This is a genomic window from Agromyces cucurbitae (assembly GCF_058349945.1).
On the sequence record NZ_JBYRES010000004.1, the window covers coordinates 353,070 to 376,448 of the forward strand.

General features: G+C 66.6%; 12 protein-coding genes and 1 pseudogene. 5 read left to right on the forward strand and 8 right to left on the reverse strand.

Annotated features, from left to right (window positions below; genetic code table 11):
• Positions 1–91: 91 nt before the first annotated feature.
• The gene (locus AC3RJ6_RS16225) at positions 92–1,048 is read left to right on the forward strand and encodes a GlxA family transcriptional regulator (RefSeq protein ID WP_491428139.1); all 957 of its coding nucleotides are present in this window, start codon (positions 92–94) and stop codon (positions 1,046–1,048) included.
• Between the two features lie 45 nt (positions 1,049–1,093).
• Here AC3RJ6_RS16225 and AC3RJ6_RS16230 read toward each other — a convergent pair whose 3' ends face one another.
• Positions 1,094–2,356, reverse strand: a complete 1,263-nt coding sequence (locus AC3RJ6_RS16230; protein WP_491428141.1) for a glycosyltransferase family 2 protein — start codon at positions 2,354–2,356, stop codon at positions 1,094–1,096.
• 162 nt (positions 2,357–2,518) lie between these two features.
• On the opposite strand from AC3RJ6_RS16230, the pseudogene AC3RJ6_RS16235 reads away from it, so the two are divergent.
• Together AC3RJ6_RS16235 and AC3RJ6_RS16240 are read left to right on the forward strand one after the other, a co-directional pair.
• Positions 2,519–2,902: pseudogene (locus tag AC3RJ6_RS16235) on the forward strand (glycosyltransferase family 2 protein); the annotation flags it as partial.
• 816 nt (positions 2,903–3,718) lie between these two features.
• Positions 3,719–5,026: a glycosyltransferase family 4 protein gene (locus AC3RJ6_RS16240; protein ID WP_491428347.1), complete on the forward strand. Its 1,308-nt coding sequence runs from the start codon at positions 3,719–3,721 to the stop codon at positions 5,024–5,026.
• Between the two features lie 7 nt (positions 5,027–5,033).
• On the opposite strand, the gene AC3RJ6_RS16245 is transcribed toward AC3RJ6_RS16240, so the two are convergent.
• Both AC3RJ6_RS16245 and manA read right to left on the reverse strand, forming a co-directional pair.
• Positions 5,034–6,329, reverse strand: a complete 1,296-nt coding sequence (locus AC3RJ6_RS16245; RefSeq protein WP_491428142.1) for a UDP-glucose dehydrogenase family protein — start codon at positions 6,327–6,329, stop codon at positions 5,034–5,036.
• Between the two features lie 146 nt (positions 6,330–6,475).
• Positions 6,476–7,705 (reverse strand): mannose-6-phosphate isomerase, class I, encoded by a 1,230-nt coding sequence (gene manA, locus AC3RJ6_RS16250; RefSeq protein ID WP_491428143.1) that lies wholly within the window; start codon positions 7,703–7,705, stop codon positions 6,476–6,478.
• 91 nt (positions 7,706–7,796) lie between these two features.
• On the opposite strand from manA, the gene AC3RJ6_RS16255 reads away from it, so the two are divergent.
• Positions 7,797–9,038: an acyltransferase family protein gene (locus AC3RJ6_RS16255; RefSeq protein WP_491428145.1), complete on the forward strand. Its 1,242-nt coding sequence runs from the start codon at positions 7,797–7,799 to the stop codon at positions 9,036–9,038.
• Here AC3RJ6_RS16255 and AC3RJ6_RS16260 read toward each other — a convergent pair.
• From AC3RJ6_RS16260 to AC3RJ6_RS16280, 5 genes are all read right to left on the reverse strand, one after another.
• A complete protein-coding gene (locus AC3RJ6_RS16260; protein WP_491428146.1) occupies positions 9,035–11,020 on the reverse strand; it encodes a capsular polysaccharide synthesis protein in 1,986 nt (661 codons plus the stop codon). The two genes, AC3RJ6_RS16255 and AC3RJ6_RS16260, sit on opposite strands and share 4 nt — an antisense overlap.
• A gap of 1 nt (position 11,021) precedes the next feature.
• Complete coding sequence (locus AC3RJ6_RS16265) at positions 11,022–14,231, reverse strand: CDP-glycerol glycerophosphotransferase family protein (protein ID WP_491428147.1); 3,210 nt, start codon at positions 14,229–14,231, stop codon at positions 11,022–11,024.
• Between the two features lie 119 nt (positions 14,232–14,350).
• Entirely contained in the window at positions 14,351–15,085 is a 735-nt protein-coding gene (locus tag AC3RJ6_RS16270; protein WP_491428148.1) for an acyltransferase, read from the reverse strand.
• A 19-nt stretch (positions 15,086–15,104) separates the two neighbouring features.
• Entirely contained in the window at positions 15,105–18,563 is a 3,459-nt protein-coding gene (locus AC3RJ6_RS16275; protein WP_491428149.1) for a bifunctional glycosyltransferase/CDP-glycerol:glycerophosphate glycerophosphotransferase, read from the reverse strand.
• Positions 18,564–18,722: 159 nt separating this feature from the next.
• Positions 18,723–19,637, reverse strand: coding sequence for a GT-D fold domain-containing glycosyltransferase (locus tag AC3RJ6_RS16280; protein ID WP_491428150.1), 915 nt, complete (start codon positions 19,635–19,637; stop codon positions 18,723–18,725).
• Positions 19,638–19,807: 170 nt separating this feature from the next.
• Here AC3RJ6_RS16280 and AC3RJ6_RS16285 point away from each other — a divergent pair, with 170 nt between their 5' ends.
• Complete coding sequence (locus tag AC3RJ6_RS16285; RefSeq protein WP_491428151.1) at positions 19,808–23,356, forward strand: bifunctional glycosyltransferase/CDP-glycerol:glycerophosphate glycerophosphotransferase; 3,549 nt, start codon at positions 19,808–19,810, stop codon at positions 23,354–23,356.
• Positions 23,357–23,379: the final 23 nt, after the last annotated feature.

Genomic DNA, 23,379 nt, shown 5'->3' on the forward strand with positions numbered 1-23,379 from the left:
AATCTATGTATTGCAAGATCCTGCCGACAGTGGCAGTGTTGACACAGATCCACTCATTCCTGCCATCGCTGCCACCGCTCCGGAGGTTCCCGTGCTCCGCTCCATCGCCTGCCTCGCCGTCCCGCAGATGGCGCCGTTCGAGTTCGGCGTGATCTGCGAGGTCTTCGGCATCGACCGCTCCGAGCACGGCGGCCCCGTGTTCGACTTCCACGTGGTCGCCGCCGACCCCGGCACCGTCTCGACGAAGCTCGGCTTCGACCTCGTCGTGCACGAGGGCCTCGACTTCGCACGCACCGCCGATCTCGTCGCCGTTCCCGCCGCACTCATCGACCAGCCGGTCGACGACCGCATCGCCGAGGTCCTCCGCGACGCGGTCGCACGTGGCGCCTGGGTGCTCAGCGTCTGCTCGGGCGCGTTCATGCTCGGCAAGGCCGGACTGCTCGAGGGCCGGCGCGCGACCACCCACTGGATGTACACCGACCGGCTCGCCGCCGACTTCCCGGGCACCGAGGTCGACCCCGACGTGCTCTTCGTGCAAGACGGACGAGTGGTCACCGGCGCCGGCACGGCCGCCGGCATCGACGCCGCCCTGCACATCGTGCGCACCGAGCTCGGCGCGAGCGCCGCGAACGTGATCGCACGGCGCATGGTCGTCCCGCCCCAGCGCGACGGCGGCCAGTCGCAGTTCATCCAGACGCCCGTCGTCGAGTGCCGCAGCGAGTCGTTCGCGACGATCACGGCGTGGATGCTCGAGCATCTCGACGAGGACCTCACGGTCGACCTGCTGGCCCGCAAGGCGCTCATGTCGGCGCGCACGTTCGCCCGCCGGTTCCGCGCCGAGACGGGCACGACCCCGAACGCCTGGCTCAACCGCCAGCGGCTGCTGCGCGCGCAGCAGCTCCTCGAGGCGAGCGACCTCAACCTCGAGGAGATCGCACGCGAGACCGGGTTCGGCACCGCCGCGGTCATGCGGCACCACTTCGTGAAGGTGCTGCAGACGACGCCGACCGCCTATCGCCGCCTGTTCGGCATGCGGGCGGCGAGCTGACGCGGCATCCCCGAACCGGATGCCGCGGGCCGAGGTGCGGGCGGGTCAGCCGGCGCTGTGCGCGAAGGCGCGCAGTTCGCGGGGCGCTGCGCGGAAGCAGTCGAGCGGCACCCCGGCCGATGCGTCGCCCCAGTGCGGGAGCGCCACATACGTCTCGCCGTCGATGGCGACCTTGCTGTGGCGCAGCAGATCGAGACCTCCGACCTCGATATATGCGCGAGCGTCGCGCTCCCTGCCCGCGAGAATGAGCGCGTACAGCACCTTCGACTCGGCAGGGACCGCGCTCCAGACGTCGGCGCGGTCGAACGGCGGCGCGAGTCGTTCGAGGCCCGTGCGCAGTACCTCGTAGGCCTCGGCGCCCATGCCGGGCAATTGCGCGGCGGCGATCGCGATGTCGTTCGAGAGGTACTGCACCAGGCGCGTGCGGCTGAGGTCGGCCCCCGCCTCGCGCTCGAGCACGGCCAGTGCCGCGAACGTCGTCGAGAACCGATCGGCGATCTGGCGCGGAAGCGCCGTCTGCTGGGTCATCGACGAACCGTCGTGCCGAATGCGCCACGAGACCGCCTTGCGATGCAGCACGTCGAAGGCCGTCGCCCGGGAGTAGGCCTCGGCGCTCACGATCTGATCCTGGAAGTGCCCGCCCTCGGGAAACCTCATCGCCGCGGCGTCCCAGAAACTGCGCCGGTAGACCTTGCTCCATTGCACGGCGTTGACCATGATCGCCGGGTGTTCGGCGAGCGTGGTCCGCTCGATCGTCGACTCGTGGGCCTCATCGATCCAGAACGCCGCCGGCCGGCGACGCCGCCCGACGAGTCGATCGTACGATCCGACCGCGAAGTCCGATCCGGTGCGCTCGAGACTGCCGACGAGGTCGCGGTATGCGCCCGCGAGCAGGATGTCATCGCCATCGACGAAGGCGAGGTATTCACCGCGCGCGTGCGGGATGGCGAAGTTGCGCGCCGCGTTCGGGTCGGAGAAGCCGACGTCGAACACCCGCACCCGCGAATCGCGTCGCCGCCATCGTTCGAGCTTGGCACGCGTGCCGTCGGTGGATGCATCGTCGACGACGAGCACCTCGACCCGCCAGTACCCCTGGCCGAGCACGGATCGCAGGCTCGCGTCGATGTACGTCGCGACGTCCTTCGCCGGCATGACGACCGAGATCCATCCGCGACCGCCGTCGTCGAGCGGAGCGCTGCGTGCCTTGCGTCTGCCGCGACGGTTGCGCACGCTGATCGACACGTCGGAGAGGAGCAGGCGAGAGTACTGGGCCACGCGTTCGCGCACCCTGTCGAAGTCGGTGATCATGGCAGCTCCGACGCTATGAAGCCGAGGTGTGCCCGAAGATGAACGCTGCACGAACGTTCGGCGTCGAGCCGCGAAAGGTTGAGCAGGTATGGTCGCTCATCGATCGGCCCGCGGCTGCGTCGTCACTTCGACGACGCCGGGTTTCCGCGGGTCGGCGCTGCGATGTTCCGTTCAGAATTTCCGTTCAACCGAGGAGATCACGTGAGCCCGACGCCCAGCGTCTCCATCGTCATACCGCTGCACAACGACGAGGAGTGGGTCGCGAACGCGCTCGAGAGTTGTATCGGCCAGAGCCTGCGCAACATCGAAGTCGTCTGCGTCGACGACGCCTCCACGGACGGCACGTGTGCGGTGGTCGAGTCGTTCCGGCGACGCGATGCTCGGATCGTGCTACTGAAGCAGGACCGCAACCGCTCCGCGTTCCAGGCGCGACGGCGCGGGGTGGAGGCGGCGACTGCGCCGTACGTGCTCTTCCTGGACGGTGACGATGAACTGCACCGGGATGCGGCTCGCGTCGCCCTTGATCGGGCTCGCGCCGACTCGGCGGACGTCGTCGGCTTCGGGGTCGATGTCGTGATGCCCGACGGATCGACCGGAGGGGGCTTCGAAGCCTCGCTCCAGCCACGCCGCCGCCGACTCGAAGGCGGCGAGATCGTTCGGGCGATCTTCCCGCCCGGTAAGACGGCACAGGGTCACCTGTGGTGCAACCTGTATTCGCGCGACCTCTTGACCGCTGCGTATGCCGGCCTCCCCGAGGATCTCGTGCTCTCCCGCGCCAACGACATTCCGATCACGTTCCTCGCGATCGCGATGGCGAAGCGGTACGTCTCGACGGCGAAGCACCTGTACCGCTACTTCTTCCGCCGCGGTCGGAGCGGTCATCGCGTCGAGCACATCGACACGTTCAGGTTCTATCTCGGAGCGGTCGAGTCGATCGAGGTGATCGACGAGAGCGTTCGTCGGGTCGCGAACGGACTCGCGGACGCACCGGGTGTTCTCGCCAGTTATCACTCCGCGCGACTCTCGATCATCGGCAACGTGCTCAAGTACTGCGTGCGGGACGTGGCGCCCGCTGTCCAGGACGATTGCCTCGACCTGCTCGTCGAGCGCGTCGGCCTCATCGACGCCGTTCGGTCGGCGGCGGACTTCTGCCACGAAGCCCTCCCCTTGCTCGCACATCGTGCTGAGATGCCGGCGATGCCCGATCGAGTCCGTGGTGTGCTGATCACCACGAACGACCTGACGACCGGCGGCCTGCAAGGCGTCGTCGCAGCTCAGGCTCGCTCATTCGCCGAGCAGGGACTCGCGGTGACGATCGCCGTGCACCGGCTCGAGGGCGCCGTGCACGATCTGCCCGCGAGCGTGCGCGTCGTCGAGATCGTGGGGGCGACCCGCGCCGACAAGCTCGCACGGTGGCGAGAGGTCTGCCGCTCCGATGACATCGACGTCGTCATCGACCACCACATCCTCTACAACGACAGCTGGCCCTACTTCGCGGTCGTCGCGGGAGCGGTCGGAGTTCCGACGATCGGCTGGCTGCACAATTTCGCACTGCGCACGGTCTACGACTTCAGCACGCGCGGCGCCGTCCTGCGCAGCTACCTCCCGCTCCTCAGCACGGTGGTCGTACTGTCGGCCGAAGATGTGTCGTACTGGAAGCTGCAGGGTGTCGAGCGTGTCGTCTGGCTCCCCAACCCGCCGTCTCCGTTGCTGGCGAGCCTCGGCCGGCAGGTGCTTCCGAAGTCTCCGCCCGAAGGCCGCATCGATCTCGTCTGGTGGGGGCGGCTGCAACAGCACACGAAGCAGGTGCGGGACCTGATCGCGATCGCCGAGGAGCTGCGCCGCATCGATGTCGACTTCCACCTCACGATCATCGGCCCCGATACGCACGACCTCACCGCCGCCGACCTCATGGCCGATGCGAGGAGTCGGGGCGTGGCAGACGCCGTCAGTCTGCCGGGCGCCCTCCACGGCGACGACCTGCTCGCCGCGTTGGCCGAGGCGCACCTCTTCATCTCGACGAGTGTCATCGAGGGCAATCCACTCACGATCGTCGAAGCGCAGGCGATGGCGCTGCCCGTCGTCATGTACGAACTCCCGTGGGTCGAGAGCGTCAAGGACAACGCCGGCGTCATGGCGGTCCCCCAGGGCGCGATCGTGGAACTCGCTGAGGTCGTCGACGGGATCCAGAAGGATCCGGGTTCCTACGTCCGGCTGTCTGCGGCTTCGATCGCGGCCGCCGAGCGCGTCCGCTCCGCGGACCTGAAGGCGTTGTACGCGCAACTGCTCGCCGGCTCGGTGCCCGCGGACTACTCCCCCGAGCCGTCGCTCGCAGATGCCGCACTCCTGCTCGAATGGATGACGTTCTACTCCGAGCGGAATGTGCGTGCCCAGGCACGAAGCACACGACGTCTCCACGCTCGCCTGCATGCTGAGCTGGAGGCGACGAGGCGGTCGTTCACCTTCCGTGTCGGCCGAGTCGTGGCGTATCTGCCGCGTCAGCTCGCGAGGATGGCTCGCCGTTGGGCAGCCCCGGGCACGGGCGCGCCGAAGCGCACCTCCGACGCCCCGGTCGGAGCGACGGTCGCCGTCGAGACGATTGCGGCGCAACTGCCTGCGGCCGCTGACCACCGCAGCGAGGCGAGTGAACGGGGCAGTGTCGTGCGTTGATCGAGGATCAGCGCCTGCCGAGACCGCGGTACTCGAATCCGGCCGCGATCCAGTCGTCGACGTCGAGCACGTTGCGCGCGTCGATGATGCGCGGCACCGCCATGAGCGACGCGACGTGCTCGGTGTCGAGCGACCGGTACTCGCTCCACTCGGTCACGAGCACCGCGAGCTCGGCGCCGCGAAGCGCCTCGTCGACCTCGGCGACGTAATCGAGCTGCGGATGCCTGAGGCGCGAGTTCTCGATGCCGTGCGGATCGGTGGCGACCACCACGGCACCCAGCCCGTGCAATCGTGCGGCGACATCGAGCGCAGGCGAGTCGCGGACGTCGTCGGAGTCGGGCTTGAAAGTGAGCCCGAGCACTGCGATCCGCTTCTCGAAGACCGAGCCGCCGAGCATCTCGACGGCGAGGTCGATGACGCGCTGGCGCCGGCGGAGGTTGATGAGGTCGACCTGGCGGAGGAATGCGACCGACTCGGCCCGCCCGAGCTCTTCGGCCCGCGCGGTGAATGCGCGGATGTCCTTCGGCAGGCACCCGCCGCCGAACCCGATGCCGGCGTTCAAGAACCGGCGGCCGATGCGGGCATCGTGGCCGATCGCGTCGGCGAGGGTCGTGACATCCGCGCCCGTCACCTCGGCGATCTCGGCCATGGCGTTGATGAAGCTGATCTTGGTGGCGAGGAACGCGTTCGCTGCCGTCTTCACGAGTTCGGCCGTCGCGAGGTCGGTGACGATGCGCGGCGTGCCGCCGTCGATCGCGGCGCGGTAGACCTCGTCGAGCACCCCGGCGTGCGCCTCGTCGGTGACGCCGTACACGATGCGATCGGGTGTGAGCGTGTCGGCGACCGCGAAGCCCTCGCGCAGGAACTCGGGGTTCCACGCGAGCCCCGCGCCGGTCGTGGCGACACGCTCGGCGAGGGCGGCCGCGGTGCCGACCGGTACGGTGCTCTTGCCCGCCACGAGCGATCCCGGTGCCAGCACCGGCAGCAGTGCGTCGATCGCCCCGTCGACGAACCGCAGGTCTGCGGCGTTCGCGTCGGCGAGTTGAGGGGTGCCGACCGCGAGGAAGTGCACGTGCGCGTCGGCGGCTTCGGTGATGTCGGTCGTGAACCGCAGGCGGCCGCTCTCGACGCCCTCGAGGAGGAGTTCGGGCAGGCCCGGCTCGTGGAACGGAGCCTCGCCGACGACGAGCTTCGCGATCTTGGCCGGGTCGGTGTCGACGCCGATCACCTCATGCCCGAGCTTCGCCATCGCGGCGGCGTGCACCGCACCGAGGTATCCGCAGCCGATCACCGAGAGCTTCACGTGCCTCCTTCAGGTCGCGCCGGTAGGTCGCTCGACCCATTGTGGCGCCACCCGCATGAGCACACCTTGCGCCAGACGTGGACGTCACCGTACGTTCACCTGCCCGCCATGCGCGCGGCGTCACGCGACGCTCGGGCCGGCTGACCTCAGCGAGCGGTACCGTTCGTCGCGACCCAGGCGACTCCGGGCCCGCTCACCGCGATGCGGTGCTCGTCGGGTGTGACGTACACGACGTCGCCGCGCTCGAGGCGGTGCTCGCCGAGCTCACCCCGCAGCACGATCGACCCGCCGTCGGCGATGACGATCGCGGGCCCGTCGAGGTCGACGGCGCCACCGGCGACCCGGTGCAGCACGAAGTCGGGCACGTCGGGCCGGAAGGTCTCGACCCCGGGCGCGCTCTGCTCGGGAGCGAGCCGCGGCGGCGGACCCGGCGTGAAGTCGAGCACGTCGACCAACTCACCGACATCGATGTGCTTCGGCGTGAGCCCGCCGCGCAGCACGTTGTCACTCGCGGCCATGAGCTCGATGCCGAGCCCGTCGAGGTAGGCGTGGATGTTGCCGGCCGCGAGGTAGAGCGACTCCCCCGCGCGCAGCCGCACCCGATTCAGCAGCAGCGAGAGCACGATGCCGGGGTCGCCGGGGTAGGCCTCGGCGAGCGCGACGACCGTCTCGAACGACAGCGCGTAGGGCGACGCCGCGGCCTCGGGCGACGCCGAGAGGACGACGACCCGCTCGATGACCCAGCTCGCCTCGCCGGTGTCGCCGCCGCGGCCGTCGCGCAGGAGCCACTCGACCGTCGTGCGCAGCGGATCGACTCCGGTGAGGTGCGCCTCGAGCAGGTCGAGTGCTCCGGGCTGCGGATCCTCCGAGGCCGCATCGGCTGCGCGGAGGACGGCGAGCACGCCCTGCACCTCTTCGAGCGGGCGGAACCCCGACAGCGCGTCGAAGGTCTCGCTCACCGCGACGATGAGCTCGGGCTTGTGGAACTCGTCCTTGTAGTTGCGGTCGTACGCGTCGATCGCGACCCCCTCCGCCTCCTCACGGGCGAAGCCGGCCCGCGCCTGCGCCGGCGTCGGGTGGGCCTGCAGCGAGAGCGGGCCGCCTGCGGCGAGCACCTTGAGCAGGAACGGCAGGCGGGCGCCGGCCGCCGCGAGTTCGGGCCCCAGCGTGGTCACGGGGTCGGCCGCGATCCATCCCGCGAGATCGGCATGGCCGATGGATGCCTCGTCGACGACCTTCGCCGGAGAGCCCGCGTGCGCCCCGAGCCAGAGTTCGGCCTCGGGCCCGCCCGATGCGTCGCGGCCGCGATAATCGGCGATGGCCCTGCGCGATCCCCAGGCGTAGTCGCGGGGGGTGTTGTCGATCGCCACGAACATCGATGAAGTTCCTCTCGTCGGCCTGCTCCCAAACTAGCGGGCGCCGACGGCACGGAGACGAGACACAGGTTCGCTCGACTACCATCGTCAGGTGCTTTCGGCGACCCTCTCCCCCCGCGTCTCGACGCGCGACGGGCTCGTCGCCTCGTCTCGGCCACGACTCGCGCTACTGGACGGGCTGCGATTCTTCGCCGCCTTCGCGGTGCTGATGTTCCACTACACCGCCCGCGAGAACCTCGCCTGGGGCATGCCGGTCGCCGAGGCGTTCCCGACGCTTCACGAGTTCACCGCGGTCGGCTTCTTCGGCGTCGACCTCTTCTTCGTGATCTCGGGGTTCGTCATCGTGATGTCGGTCTGGGGTCGCGACCTCCCGAAGTTCGTCGGCTCCAGGTTCGGCCGCCTCATGCCCGCGTACTGGGCCGGCGTCGCCCTGACCTCGGTGCTGCTGCTGTTCGTCTGGCCCGAGGGCAAGGACGTCTCGGTGACGCAGTCGGCCGCGAACCTCACGATGCTGCAGTCCGCGCTCGGCGTGGGGCACATCGACGGCGTCTACTGGACGCTCTGGGTCGAGTTGCGCTTCTACCTGCTGATCGGTGTCTTCGTGCTCATCGGCATGAATCGACAGCGCTTGCTCGCGTTCGCGGCCGTCTGGCCCGCGGTCGCCGCGATCGCGGACCGCAGTGGCGCCGACTTCGTCGCAACGCTGCTCATCTCCGACTACGCGCCCATGTTCGCCGCCGGCATCGCGATCTTCATGCTCACCCGGGATCGCCGCAATCCGCTCATCTGGCTCGTGCTGCTCGGCAACACGGCGATCGCGGCGGCCTGGGTCGGGCCGCACGACGTGCGGCAGGTGCTCGACACCACCGGCGTCGCGCTCCAGCCGTTCACGGTCTCGGTCATCCTCACGGTCTGCGTCGCGGTCGTCGCGCTCATCGCGCTCACGCCGCTCAGCCGCGTCTCGGCCGCCTGGCTCGTCCCGATCGGAGCCCTCACCTATCCCCTGTACCTCATCCACGAGTACTGGGGCTGGTGGATCATCACCGAACTGCACGACCTGGCTCCGACGCCGGTCGTGCTCGGCGCGACGTTCGTCATCATGATGGCCGCGGCGTGGGCGATCAACCGCTGGATCGAGCGCCCGTTCGGACCGAAGCTGGCCAAGGCCGTCGAGCACGCCGCACGCAGCCTGAAGCCCGAACGCACCACGGTCACTGCCACCGGTGCGGAACCGCACCACCCCGACGCTGTGCGTCGACACGTGTCAGGCGCGGACCACTCGCAGCACTCCGGACCGGGTGCGGGTTCGCCGCCGAGGCGGCGGTCGCACTAGCTCGCGTCAGTCCGCGGGCGATAGGGCACGTCACGCGCCTCGCCGCGCACGATCGCGCCGGCGATGCTGTCGACCCCGGCCCGCGCGACGTCGTTCTTGTAGGTGAGCTTGTGCACCCACGAATCCGCCAGCAGCCGGTCGAACAGGCCGTCCCGGTCCGGCCGGTGCAGCGCCGCTTGCAGGGCGAGCGCCTGTCGGGGATGCCGGTGCGCCGAGGCATCCCATTCGGCCGCGAACCGCTCGTCGAACCAGTAGAGCATCTCGAGGGTGTAGTGCAGCTGGAAGTAGTCGAGCAGGCGACGCTCGCGCTCCCACCAGAGCAGCATCGCCTCGCGCAGCATCACGGTGCTGTACGCGCCCGGTCGCGACGCCATGAACCAGGTGCCGACGCGCGGGCCCGAGTAGTTGAAGACGAAGAAGTCCTGGCGGGTGAGCGACGGTTCGGCGTCGACGGGGTCGCCCGTGAGCAGACAGGTCGCGTCGAGCCAGACGCCGCCGAACCGGCTCAGCACGTCGAGCCGGACCAGGTCGGAGAGGTGCGTGTAGTTCGTGCCGACGTCGCGAAGCACCTGCGACGGTAGCCCCGAGTAGAACCCGAGGTTCGAGGCGTCGAGCTCGTGCAGTCGCCCCGGTGCCGTGTGCTGCTGCATCGATTCGTGGCAGCGGCGCACGATCGCAGGCGCACCGGTGAATCCCTGGTGCCAGTACGTGAAGACCGGAGGATGCTCGTCCGTCGCGAGCGACGACTCGGTCGTGACGGGGTCGGCGGCTCGCGCGCGGATCTCATCGAGATGATCGCGGACGAAGACACCGAGCTCGCGTCGCGCCCACATCGACTTCGGGTCGGCCGCGAGCGCCCGCTCGAGGTCGAACGGAAGCCCATCGTCGGAGGCCGCCGCCTCGGTCGAGAGGCGCTTCGAGGCGGCGAGGTCGCCCCGCTTGTCGGCGATGGCGGCGCGACGGTACAGCGCCTCGGGGCGCTGCGCGCCATCGGCGACCGCCTCGAACTCGGCGAGCGCACGAGCGGCGTCGCCGGATCGGACCGCGAGTCGTCCGAGTTCGAGATGAACGGCGTCGGGCTGCGCCGTGGTCGCGAGCGCCGCGGTGAGCTCGCGCCGTGCGAGCTCGACGTCGCCGCGCGCCGCCGCGAGCAGTCCGCGGAAGTGGGCCGACTCCCGGTCGCCGTTGCGATTGGCGCGGACCCACCCCTCGATCGCCGCCCGTTCGGCTTCGTCGTCGAGACCGGCCGACATCGCTCGCGCGAGCGACGGCAGATCGGCTGCCGCGTCGACGATCTGCTGGATCGGGCGGAGCGCCCTCCTCGAGCGCGACGCATCCGTCGCCCCCGACCATGCGAAGTCGTGGAAGTCGGTCCGCGGCATCCCGCCGTCGAAGTACGAGAACGTGCTCGTGCCCTCGACGACCGAGAGCCGATCCCAGTAGACGACGCCGCCGCCTTCGGCCATGCCCGACACGTACCGGATCCAGGCCCCCGTCGCGGTGGACGGGATCGTGAACTCGTGCGTGATGAGGTGCTCCCCCGGCGCGTCGTCGGCCGAAGCCGAGGGTGCGGGGTTCCAGTGCTTGACGCCGGCGATCTCCCAGCCCGGCGAGATCGAGAGGCGGGTCTTGGCGAGCGGTCCCGTGAGCCGCTTCGGGAGGAACACGACCGCGCTCGCGCGGTAGGTCTTTCCGGGCTCGAGCCCGATGCGGAAAGCGCCGTCGCGCCCCTCCGGCGCGAAGTGCGTGTCAAAGCTCCCGGTGGTTCCTTCGACCCGCAGCGAGCGTCCACCGGGCTCCGCGGCCCAGTCCGTCGAGACGACGGCGGTGTTGTTGACGTGCACGTAGAAGCCGTCGGGCGACGCACCGTCACCGCTCGCCCCGGTGAATCGGGGATTCGTGATCAGGTTGACCCGCGGAGGGGGCGGCGCCGCCGGAAGGTAGCGCCGAACCCGCCGGGCGACCGCTCGCCGAACGTCCATGTCAGTGCTCCGCCGTCTCGTGGTCGATCTCCGGCCGAGGCGAGACGGGCGGCGGAACGATGACGGGTGGATTCGACGGCCGTGCGCCGGGCTCGTCGAGGTCGACGGGGCCCGAGCCGAACACGCGACCCGCGGTCTCCTGGAGCCGAGCGACGTTCCGCTTCCAGACGCGGCGGAATCCCACGTCCTGCTGGAGCCGGAGCAGACCGGGTCCCGGGCCCCGGGTGCGCGCGAGCGACAGCGGGAGCGAACGCGTGATCTCGGGTATCGGCTTGCCGCGCAGGTATGCGATGAAGTCGGAGACCTGGAACTTCGGAGCGAACTCCCGCTCGACTCCACCGAGCTCGACGGCATCGCGCAGCGTCGCGAGGTTCTTGCGGTAGACGTCGGCGGTGGGGTCGACGCGGAAATGGTCGAATCCGAACCGGAACGCGTCCCTCCAGAGACGGTCCTCGTCGAAGAACGGCAGCGCCATCGAACGCTTCACGAACTCGACGAGCCTGGGCGTCGTGGCCTCGAAGAGATCGACGTCGTAGTCTCGTCGACGGTAGACGGGAACGACGCGGTCGCCGTTCCGTCGATACCCCTCGGTGGTGCCGTAGGGCAGATTCGCGAAGATCGCCTCGATGAGCAGCAACGACTCGGACGCGGCCGTGTAGTTGTGCCGGATGCTCACGCCCTCGGTCGGGTAGATGCTCCGGGCGTAGTAGAACGGCGTGTCGACCGGCCGACCGGCCGCGTGCTCGAGCAGTCGCGCGAGGCAGTCCTGCGTGTATCCGCGCCCCCAATACTCGACGAACGCGAACGACTCGTCGAGATCGATCTCCTGGCGGAGGTAGGCGACCGCGACCTCGCGATCGGCCTCGGCGATGTCGCTGAGGCGCCGACGATAGGCAGCCGACGACTTGAGCGCGGCGACGATGTTGCCCGCCGTGTAGCCGTCGAACGTGCCCGCCTTCTCGTACTGCTCGAACTCTGGGAACAGCTCGAGCAGCTCGTCTCGGCTGAGCCGGCTCGCTTCGACGAGCGACGAGAACGATCGGATGCCTCCGAAGCTGCCGTGGCCCGCGAACGTGTCGTCGTCGATGCCTTCGATCTGCGACGCCAATCGCCAGGCGCGTCGAGACCCGTAGATGTAGGCCGTGCTGATCGGCAGTCCTCGCGCCTCGATGATCGCGTCGGCGATCGCCTTCATGTGATGGCCGTCGCGCGAGATGAAGTAGAGCTTCGAGTACCCGCGGGCGACCGCGTCATCGAGCGCCCACTTCACGTAGGGCACGAGGAACAGCGACACGTTGCGGAAGACGAACTCCTCGGGCTCGCTGAGCTCCTCGAGTCGGGCGTCGCGCAGCACGCCGGCGAGCAGGAACGCGTCGTAGGTGTCGGCCGATTCGATCATCGCCGTCTCGAACTCGTCGAACACGGGTGTCTCGAGCGGCACCGGGGTGATGCCCATCCGCTCGGCCATGCGCACGTCGGCGTGCGGATTGTCGCCCGTGTGGACCCACTCGCCGAAGTCGTACTGGAGGTCGAGGTACGCCCGGACGTACAGCCGACCAGTCGACTTCTGCACGCCGTGCTCGTTGGAGAGGAACACCGGCAGTCCGACGAGGTCGGGTGACGCCTTCGCGAGCATGGCATCGATGACGGTGCGCGGCAGGTACATGTCGCTGATGAGGATGACCGTCTCGCCGGCGGCTCGAAGCTCGCGCACACGTTCGACCATCGCCGCGTCGGCGTAGGTGTCGGCGATCTCGGCCTCGATCTCCCACGCCTTCAACTGCTCGGCCTGTTCGACCGTCAGCGAGTACAACTCGGCGATGCGCTCGTAGATCTCGTCGAGGGTGATCTCGAAGTGCAGGTCGACCGCCCGTCGCGGGTCCTTCCGCTTCGCCTCGCGCACGGCGGCTTCGGCCTGCTGCCGGAGTTCGATGAACCGCTGCACGAGTCGCTCGGGGAAGCCGAGGTTCGAGGCCTCGGCGCGCTCGCGCACGAGGTAGAAGATCGAGATCGGCAGCACCGAGGTCCGGTGGATCACCGTGTCGAAGATGTCGAAGCTGTAGAGCGTCGGCAGTGACACGTCGGTCAGTTCGTAGGCCAGGGCCCGATCGACGAGGGTCTCGAAGGTCTCGGGAGTCGAGTACGCCCAGAACACCTCGGAGAGGCGGAGCAGCTCGTCGGGTTCGACGGAGTTCTCGTCGCCGAGCGAGGCCAGCAGCCCCTCGAAGTCGGTCACGACCGTCCCGCAGGACAGTGAGAAGTAGTCGAGCTCGGGTTCGAGCGCGGCCGGGTCTTCGTGATCGAACGCGTAGCGGATGAATCGGTTCGCGCCTGCCGCGATGAGGTCGTAATGGATCGACGAGTAGTCGATGATCGAGAGGTCGATGTCCTCGAAGATCTCGTAGACGTCGTCGGCGTTGTCCCAGAAGAGCAGCCGCGGCTCGTCGGCGTACTTCTCCTTCAGGCTCTGGTAGGTGCGGTCGGCCTCGAGCTGCGGATGCATCTTGAGGATGAGCAACTGGCCGTTGCGCTCGAGCGTCGACACCAGCCGGTCGATGTCGGGCAGGGCCCGATGCACGAAGTCGTCGTTTCCGGAGAGACGGTAGGTCGGTGCGTACATCACGACCTCGGTCGACGCCGGAAGGCCCTGCCGAGCACGCACGTCGTGGTCGAACGTCTCCACCCGGCCGAATCGACGGACGAACTCGTTCTGCGGGTACCCCGCACGGATGACCTGCGCCTCGGTGAAGTCGATCTGCGTCTTGAAGTGCTCCTCCATCGTGGGCGAGGTCACGAGCAGCATCTGACTGTCACGGTAGGTCTTGTTGTTGCGGATGTACTTCGCCGCGATGCGGGGCAGCAGAAAGCCGTCGGTCATCGCGCGTTCGATTCGCTTGACTCCGACGCCGTGCCAGAGGTTGAGCAGCACGATGCCCGCCATGAGGTCAGGAATCTGCTCCTTCACCTGGTTGACGACGAAGACACCGGCCCGCTCCTGCAGGCTGCGCCCGGCACGGGACTGGAACGTGACGGCCTTGTAGCCGAGCTTGCGCACGCGCCGCGCCGTCTCGACGGAGTCGGTGATCCACCAGCTGTCGAGGTCGGGGCGCATTCGGCTCGTGTAGAGGAACAGCCATTTCGGATTGCCGCTGAACTCGGCCGCGTTGAAGAGCCAGGTGCGGCGGTCTCGTTCGGGGGTGGGGGAAGGCAAATATGTCTCCAGAATCCTCAGAGAGCGATTGCAAAAGTCTACGCGTTCGTCGTTCTGTTCTGTCGAGCCAGGTTCTGTGAGGCTGTGATTCACGCCTTTCCCGACTGAGGCCTTCGATCTCACTTCATGAACGAGCGCAGTTTCTGACGAACAGCAGCCGGAAGGACCCTCCTCATGACGCCTCTAATCGGGTGGTCCCGAGGAGCCGCAACGATCACCGAGCCCGTGGGGTCGATTGATTCGGGGATGTTCCGGTCCGTCTGCAGGTGTCGATTCTCCCATCGGATGTTTCGCCTGACAATCCGCACGGGGTTGCCGACGGCGACGACGTTCTCGGGAACCGTCTTGCCCGGGACCACCGCTGCCGCCCCGAGGATCGTTCCCGAGCCGATCTTTGATCCGGGCAACACCATCACATTGCGTCCTGTCCACACATGAGCCTCGAGCGTTGTGTCGCGCGCGCGATTGAGTCGTGCACCAGTCATTGAATCGTAGAACGGATGCGAGTCGTCAGTCCGAATACTGTTCATCGCGCCGATCAACGAGTCGGAGCCGATGTGGAGGGTGGTTCCTTCGGCCGTCGAGAGCTCAGTGCCGGGCCCGATGTAGACATGACGGCCGATATCGATTCGGCACCCCTCGCCCAACGACATCGCAGCATTGACGTTACTGTCGGGGCCGATCGTGACTGTGGATCCGGAGCCCCGGAAACTGACACTCCCCCACGCTCTGCCCGCCCCAATCTGCAAGACGCAATCACTGACTGTCGGCAAGAATTCGACGCGAAGGCTTTCGGGGCGCGCACCAAGGATACGGTTGTTGCGATCATCTGAGAACGTGACCTCGAGAACCACCTGCGCCCCTTCCTCCGCGCTATTCGACCGCGACCCCACGCGCTCCGGCGCGCGCCATGATCAGCCATGCCGCGCGCTCCGACGCGTGACCGTCATCCAACCCAGCGAATTGCTCCCTGAACCGCGCATAGTCATCGGCGAAATCCCGAACCGACCGGTCAATGGATCTGATCGTCGATGCAAGATCGTCGACTGAGCCGACTTGCGGACCTGGTGCGGTGTCGTCGAACGGGATCAGCGAAGGAGCTGAAGCAAAGAACTCCTCCTTATCCGGCACGAAGAAGACCATCGGCTTGCCGGTCACGCCGAAATCGAATCGAATGGAGGAGTAATCGAAGAGCCCGATGTCCGCGCCGATGATCAGGTCGTTGACATCCGGGTGATATGTGACGTCGATGACGCGATCATCAGCCGCCATCGTATAGCTGGCGTCTCGGCCGTGCGCCGGGTGTCCTCGCAGCAGAACGACGTACTCGTCGCCGAGTTCCTCGGCGAGTTCGCGGGGGTCCACGAACGTGACCATCTTCGACGCCCACGGTGACGTGGCGAGATAGTCGCGCCATGTAGGCGCGTAGAGAATGGCCGTCTTCCCGTCGCGGATGCCGAGCCGCTGACGAACATCGGCCCGTTCGCCCACGGACGTCGCAACGAGACGGTCATTCCGCGGATGTCCGACTTCTGCGATTTCCGCAGACACCGGGAAATTCTCCCGGTACAGGCGCGTCGCAAGAGGGGTCGGAGAAAGCAGCATCGTCCACTTCTCTCGCCAGTCCAAGCTGCGCTGGACCTGCCGATCCGTGAAGCCGAGAGCTTCCCATCTGCCGACGCCCATCATCTTGAACGGATGCCCATGATACGTCTGGACGACCTGTTGACCTTCACGAGGCGCCAGGAACTCGGGGACCTCATGGTTGTAGCAGAGAACCCGTGCCGTGTTCAGCACCGAAAAGTACTCGGCGGAATCGATAATCACCGATGAGTCGTCAAACGGCACTCGGACAGAAGCATCCTTGATGCCCCAAATCACTCGGATGCCCGGGAAGTCTCGGCGAATGACCGAGGCGATCGCGAGCTGCGAGTCGTTGACCTGATCTCCTTGGAGACACTGCATGTAGACGATGTCTTGCAGTGGACCCGAAGCAGATTCGTACTCGCTGATCGCCGTGCGGATTTCACGCGGCGTCCGCAACGCGAGAGGCGCCGCATCCACACTGATGCCGATCTGCCTGTTCTTCGCGCGGGTGACCGTCACCGTCTGCCGCTCAGCCCGCAGCCGTCTCAACGGTAGCCGGGCATCCAGATCGATCGAGGTACGGACAGCGATCGGCTGCTCGCTCGAGCGGTCGTTCGCAATTGCGCGAAGCGTATACGCCCCCGAGGGTACCGACTGAAGATGCCATCCATCTACCGGATTCTGCTCGAGCGGGAACCGGACGATGTTCAGGTCGCGATCGTGCTCGCCCTCGATCACACCGCGACGGCTGATGAGTTGGAGTGTCAGACGTTGAGAAAGATCCCGGACCCGGGCGATGATCCACCGCCCTTCGACGGTGAGATCGTCGATGATCGCGACGCTCCCAGGAGCGAAGAAGTACGGCTGGCTGTACCCCCCGACCATGAACTCGCTCTGACCCTTTACCGCTGCAGCACCGCTGTAGAGGCGCAACGAATACAAACCGTCAGTGGTCGACACTTTCACGCGCGCGTTGGACTTGAGCATCGGTGGGAGCGAAGGAACTGCTGCGACGATGGTGTCTCCGTCAACTCTGCTCGGGAGTTGAAGCGCGGGTTGCTCGGGCTTGGTGAAGACCACGCCCTTGGGATGGACGCCGACCGGCGAACTCACGGTGAGCGCCAAGTTGCCGTCGGCGTACTCAATTGACTGCACCTCGAGGATGCGTGCCTTGGAGGCAACCTTGACAGTCAGGCCCAGGCCCCCGCGATAACGGACGATGACTTCGTGGCTGGGATCCGCCTGCACCGCAACGGGCATGCCATCATCCGGCGCGAACCCGGTCGAATTGAATGGAACGACGACGCGCATTCCGGCAGACCGAACCACCAGCACGAATTGAAGGTCGAGGTCGCGATCGGCGGACGACCTGAGACGGGTGAGAGCTTCAGCCTCGACTCGCGCCACAAACCCGCTATCGCCATAAGTGAGATAGAGATGCTGCGTGAGCTCGCCGGCCAACGTCCGAGTCACGCGTTCGACGTCGACCGGGATCTGCACTCCTGCACTCGCATCACGAAGTTCACCCTCGATCGATTCGATCGGCGCGTCGAGACCCGGGAAGTAGACATGTCCGTGAATCAGAAGCTTCTGCCCACCTTCGACCCATTGCCAGCGGTTGAGCCAGGCCTGCGTGTCGAACTGCCACTCCGCAGCGATGAATGCCCAATCTGGGATCACCCCCCGCGGGGGGACCCAACTTGGCATTCGACCTCGGATCAATCCGTCCGTGCCTTCGGAGAACACCCACGCGTGCGGACTCCGACCTCGCTGGCCCAAGAACGCCATCGCAGATTCACGCTGACCGGCGAGGACGAGGTGGTAGAGCACCCGGTCTTGGACCGAGATCCGCCGGACGAGTTGCTCGCGCGGAATCAGCGGCCACAGTGCCCGGGTGGCGTCGACGATGGAAGCCCAGTACTCATCGTCTCCGTCGTACACCCTCGAGATCGTGAATGCGTCCGACTCGAACACCTGAATTGCGCGCTCGAGCTGCGCTGCGTCGTGGCCCGCACTGTGCAGGATTTCGAGCGAACGGCGGATCACTTCGACGCGGTCAAGGAGGTTCTGAACTTTTCCCGCCTGCTGGGTAATCGACGTCTGCTCGTCGCGAGTTCGCCATCGGACCAGCGGCCGCGCGAGCACATCGAACCTGCGAGCACGCACGTAGCCGCGACTCGCCGGCTCTTGATCTTCATAGGCCACACCCAGCGGATACGTTCCGATCTCGCGCACGAAGAATTCGTGCCGATAGACCTTCGACCAGGCGACGACGTTCGCTTGGATCTGCGGGAATGCGACAAGCGTCGTGCCACGTCTTTCCACCGCATGTGCTGCCCGGATCCACCGACCCGGCGACTGCAAGTGGCCGTTCTTCAAGAACCGGTACGGCGAGACGGCAAAGTCTGATCCGCTCGATCGAAGGGAGGAGATTGCGTATGCATACCCGTCGGGCTCGAGCACATCGTCCGAATCGAAGAAGGCGAGGAATTCGCCGGAGCAGTACCGAAGACCGGTGTTCCGGGCCGCCGCAAGGCCGGCATTCTCTTGTCGCACAACATGCACCCGGCGATCGGAACGTGCAATCCGCTCGATGATTGCCGGCGAACCATCCGTAGATCCATCGTCGACGACGATTACCTCGAGGTACTTGTAGGTCTGCGAGAGGACGCTCTCAAGGGCTGCCTCCACATAGCGCTCAACGTTGAAGACGGGTACGACCACACTGAGCAGGCCGCGCTCCACGGGCCCCCGCCCTCCTGGGAACTTACGACGCCAGCGTCGTACCTCGAGAAGAGTTGCCCGTTTTGCGTGCCCCAATGTCGCCCGAAGTCGGCGCTTCATCCCTTGATCACACTCCAACGTTGCCATCGACCTGATGGCCTGGGTACCAGCGATTACCCACTACTTCGTGAGCTTCTTCGACTCGGGATACATCCCTCCAAGGAAGATGTTCTCGTAGCTGTCGCTGATATGGCCGACGTCTACGACACGCTTGCCAACTGCAGCCAACCGGGACGTCAGCACCGTACCCGCAGGCCCGAGTGCGACGAGTACGAGATCAGAGGTATCCGCGGCCAGCACGTCAACCAAGCGATCGACGTCGTCGAATGCCTCGGTCGGAGTCGAATACTCGTACCGCACCGATGACAGATTGTCGAACAATTCAGGAATCAGCGAGAAACGCGAGTCCTTCCCCGTCACCACTGTCACACGCGCCCCCTCCCAGACTCGCCGCCAAGCTGCCACACCCTTCTGCCCAGTGACCTGGAAGTAGATCGGGCGAGTGACGTGCGCGACCCCACAACGCTGCCAGCCCATTGCGAGCGGCTTAAGGTCGCCCCAGATATCCGGCCACACGCCGCTCCAGTGCATGTCATGGAATACGAACGGAAAGCCCATCAAGACGTTCGGGGCGTCGTAGTCGGTGAACACCTGGCGCAGGGCGGCGGCAAGCTCCTCAGAGTTACGCTGAAAGCCTTGGTTGTGCTCGAGGCGCAACATGAAGCGGAACTCGCCATCTCCGAACCGCACGAAACTGAGGTGTTCGTCTGCGAGGGTCTCAACTGTCTCGACGAAACCCAGCTGACGCTCGTCGGTGAAGCGACGAACATCGTCGATGAACGGTGCCGCCGCAGCATGCACGAGGTCGCGGTATTGGGTTTTCCGAGCAGTCTGCGCTTCCCAGAGCTGCTTCTTCAGGACATCCAGTTCATCGGCGAGCAACTCGTTCTGCGCCTGCAGGGCCCCAACCAGCTCGCGCTGCGAGGCGAGAATTGCTCGCGATGTTTCCAGGATTTCCGAAGCAGCCGATCGCACCCGTCGAAGCATTGAGAACTCCCGACCTTCCCCACCCGCCGATCGGGCACCACAAGCCAGTAAGTATACTTGACTGCCGATGCCGTCGATCAGGCATCCCGCCCGGTATGCACCTTTGAGAATGGGTCCAGTGTGGTGGTTCAAGGCTAGGTACATCGGGGACGACAAGGGTGCGTAACTTCTTCATCGATCTCCTCGGACACGATGAACTGCTTCCGCTCCGGGAACGCGCACGGTCGACCGCGAACTGGGCGCGTGGAGTGGTCGGACGAGTCAGCCCCGCGACCGCCGGTCTCCTCAGCGTCGTCGTTCCCGCCTACGGCGTCGAGTCGTACATCGGAGAGTGTCTCGCCTCGATCAGCCGGCAGAACTATCGCAACATCGAAATCATCGTCATCGATGACGGTTCACCGGACCGCAGTGGCGAGATCGCGACCCGCCTCTCGCGTCGTGATCCGCGAATCTCAGTAATCCGCCAGGAGAACGGTGGGTTGAGCGCCGCCCGGAACGCGGGCGCCTCGGTCGCAAGGGGCGAGTTCATCACGTTCATCGACAGCGACGACGTGGTCGATCGCCACGTCTTCACGCAGGCGATCGAGTCGCTTCGCGCAACGGGGTCTGATTTCGCGGTCTCACCGTATCGGCGCAAGTATCGCAACGGCTTTCCGCCTGCCGCTCCTTGGATCCACGTGGCCCATGCCGTCGATCGGTTCGCGTGCACCTTGGAGGAATTCCCCGAAATCCAGGTGAACGCCGTCGCCTGGAGCAAGGTCTACCGGCGAAGCTTCTGGATCGAGTCTGAACTTTCGTTTCCCGTGGGTGTGCTCTACGAAGACCAGGCGGTCTCCGCCCGTGCATATGCCATGGCCCGAACCTTCGACGTCCTGTCGACGGTCTCGATCAACTGGCGCATGCGCGATGATCAGAGCTCGATCTCGCAGCAGGTCACGAGCGTGCGGAACATCACCGACCACTGGCGTGCCGTCCGCGAGTCCCTCGACGTGCTGACCGCCTACGGCCACGTCGCGTCCAGGCAGGCGAGGATCGCGCAGGTCATCTCGAACAACCTGACCGAGTTCTTCATGCTGATCCGCGACATGTCCGACGAGGCCTGGGCCCTCTTCATCGAGTCGGTTCGCTATCTCGCCGACCAGATCGAGGGCGCCGCGGTCTGGAATCAAATCGACGCCCGCAGCAAGGTACTGACCCATCTCACCGTGGCTGGCGATCGAGCGAACGCGCTCCGATACCTCGAGTCGGGGGGTTGGAAGCGTGAGCTCTACCAAGCCGAGTTGGTCGGCGACGGTCTCTACGCTCGTCAGGATGTCACTGCCGATCTCACGGGACTGCCTGAGTATGCATTCAGACTGTCCCCTCGGGAGACGCCGCTCGTGGCAGAGCTCGCGCGCTCGGAACGCATCGACAAGGCGCTCGTGCTGTCGGTGATCGCCTATATCGGTGGACTCGACAATCGGAGCCAACCCCGCGTTCACGTGGAACTCGTGCCGAAGCGCGGCCAAACCACACGGGCACTGGCGAGCAAGTGGATTGAGGACCCGGCGTCGTTGGCGACGCGTTCGACGCCGCACATCGATCGCTCGGGCGCGATGCTTCGCATCGAAGTTCCGTTCGATGCGTTTGCGGGACACCCCGAGGACTATCGGATCCGCCTCACGCTGAACGAGGGAGCCCTCGAGCGAACCTCGTTCGTCACTCGACCTCAATCGCACCCCGGTAGTGCGGCGGTGGGCCTTGCGGATCACCTCACCCTCGACGTCGTCACCGCCGGCGACCGATCGGCGGTCCTCCGCACGCGCCGTGCCGGCGCCCGCGCCGCGACGTGGTCGGTGGAGGGCGACCTCGCCACGGTGGTGCTCGTGGGCGGCGAGTTCAAGCGCGCGGCCCTCGTGGGGGCGACCGACCGATTCGGCCGTCGCCGCAATGAGGCCCGCGTGCATCGTCTCGATGGACGCCAGCAGGCCACCATGAGAATCTCACCGTCGCTCAACGGGTCGCCGGTCGCGCCGGGCGACTGGTACGTCACCGCGCAGGACAAGCACGGCGACTGGCACTGGGTCGAGTGCCCGGTCGACGGAACGGCGATCCATTCGTCGCTCTCGCCGCTGCTCACGCAGGCGACCACCGCCGCGAAGCTCGTCGTTCCGGCAGGAACGGCGACCATCCGCACGGGCGTTTCGACGCGGATCACCGATGTCCACGTCGGTGACGGCAGGTTGATCCTGTCGGTCGACCACCCGCCTGCGCACGAAGCGCACGCGGCGTCTGGATCCCGCCGCATCCCGCTCCGCCAGGAATCCGAGCAGCTGACGCTGCCGCTCTCCATCCAGGAGTTCGGGCGGCCCGAAGCTCCGCTTCCGCGCGGCGCCTACCGCATCGCATCGCAGGGTCGATTCTCGATCGACGAAGAGCTCGCGCTCCGCCTGCCCTTCGAGTTGCACACCGACACGCAGCGCATCACCGTCCGGGCTGACGACTGGGCCACTCTCATCGTCGATGTCGATGTCGCCCGCCCCGACTCCGAGCGCGGCGGTGGCAATCATGAACGCCTGCGACTGCAGGCGAGCAACACGACCCGGACGCCGCGCCGCCGCACAGTGCTGTTCCGCTGTCTCTACAGCGAGTCGGCGAACGACTCCGCCCTCGCCCTCCACCGTCGATTGCAGCAGCGAGGGGCAGCACTCGACCTCGTCTGGGCGGCCCGCGACTACTCGACGGCGATCCCCGACGGCGGTCGCCGCGTGATCGAGAACTCTCGCGAGTACTTCGAGGCCTTCGCCGATGCCGACTACGTCGTCGTCAACGTGCACCAGCCCGACTGGTTCGAGAAGCGCGACGGGCAGGTCGTCATCGAGACCTTCCACGGCTATCCGTTCAAGGCGAACGGCACGTCCTGGTGGCGCCGCCTCGGGTTTCCGCCCGAACGCATCGAATCGTTCTATCGTCGTGCCGCCGACTGGGACTACCTCGTGTCCCCCGCACCGTACGCCACTCCGCACCTGCTCGAGTTCTTCCGCGACCGTGACCCCGGCTCGACCGAGATCCTCGAGCTCGGATATCCCCGCAACGATGCGCTGCTCGACGAATATGCGTCAGAACGGCGGCGTCTGGCGCGGAGCGCCCTCGGGCTCGCAGACGACGAGCGCGTCGTGCTGTACGCCCCCACGTTCCGCGATTACCTGTCGGCAGACGACATGTCGGCCGCGGCCGCGGAGTTCCTCGACACGGAAGAACTCATGCGCAGGCTCGGGCCCGGCTATCGGCTGCTCATGCGCGGACACGCGTTCAACGCGCGAGGCAACACCGCGGCCGCCGCTTCCGCGATCGATGTCACCAACCATCCCGACATCAACGACCTGATCCTCGCCTCCGACGCCGCGATCCTCGATTACTCCTCGCTGCGGTTCGACTATGCATTGACGGACAAGCCGATCGTCTTCTTCATCCCCGATCGCGAACGCTACTTCGCCGAGCGCCCGGGCTTCATCGACTACGAGCCGACGGCCCCCGGGGCACGGGCGACGACCACTCGCGAGGTCGTCGACCTGCTTCGCGACCTCGATCGCACCGGAAGCGACTGGGCCGCGGCGCGAGCGGAGTTCCGGGCGTCGTTCACCCCCCTCGACGACGGTGCTGCAACCGATCGCCTGATCGACCGGGTCTTCGTCCCGCGCGGTGACGTGGCCGATCTTTCGGTCTGAGCATCGGGTGCGCGCGATAACCT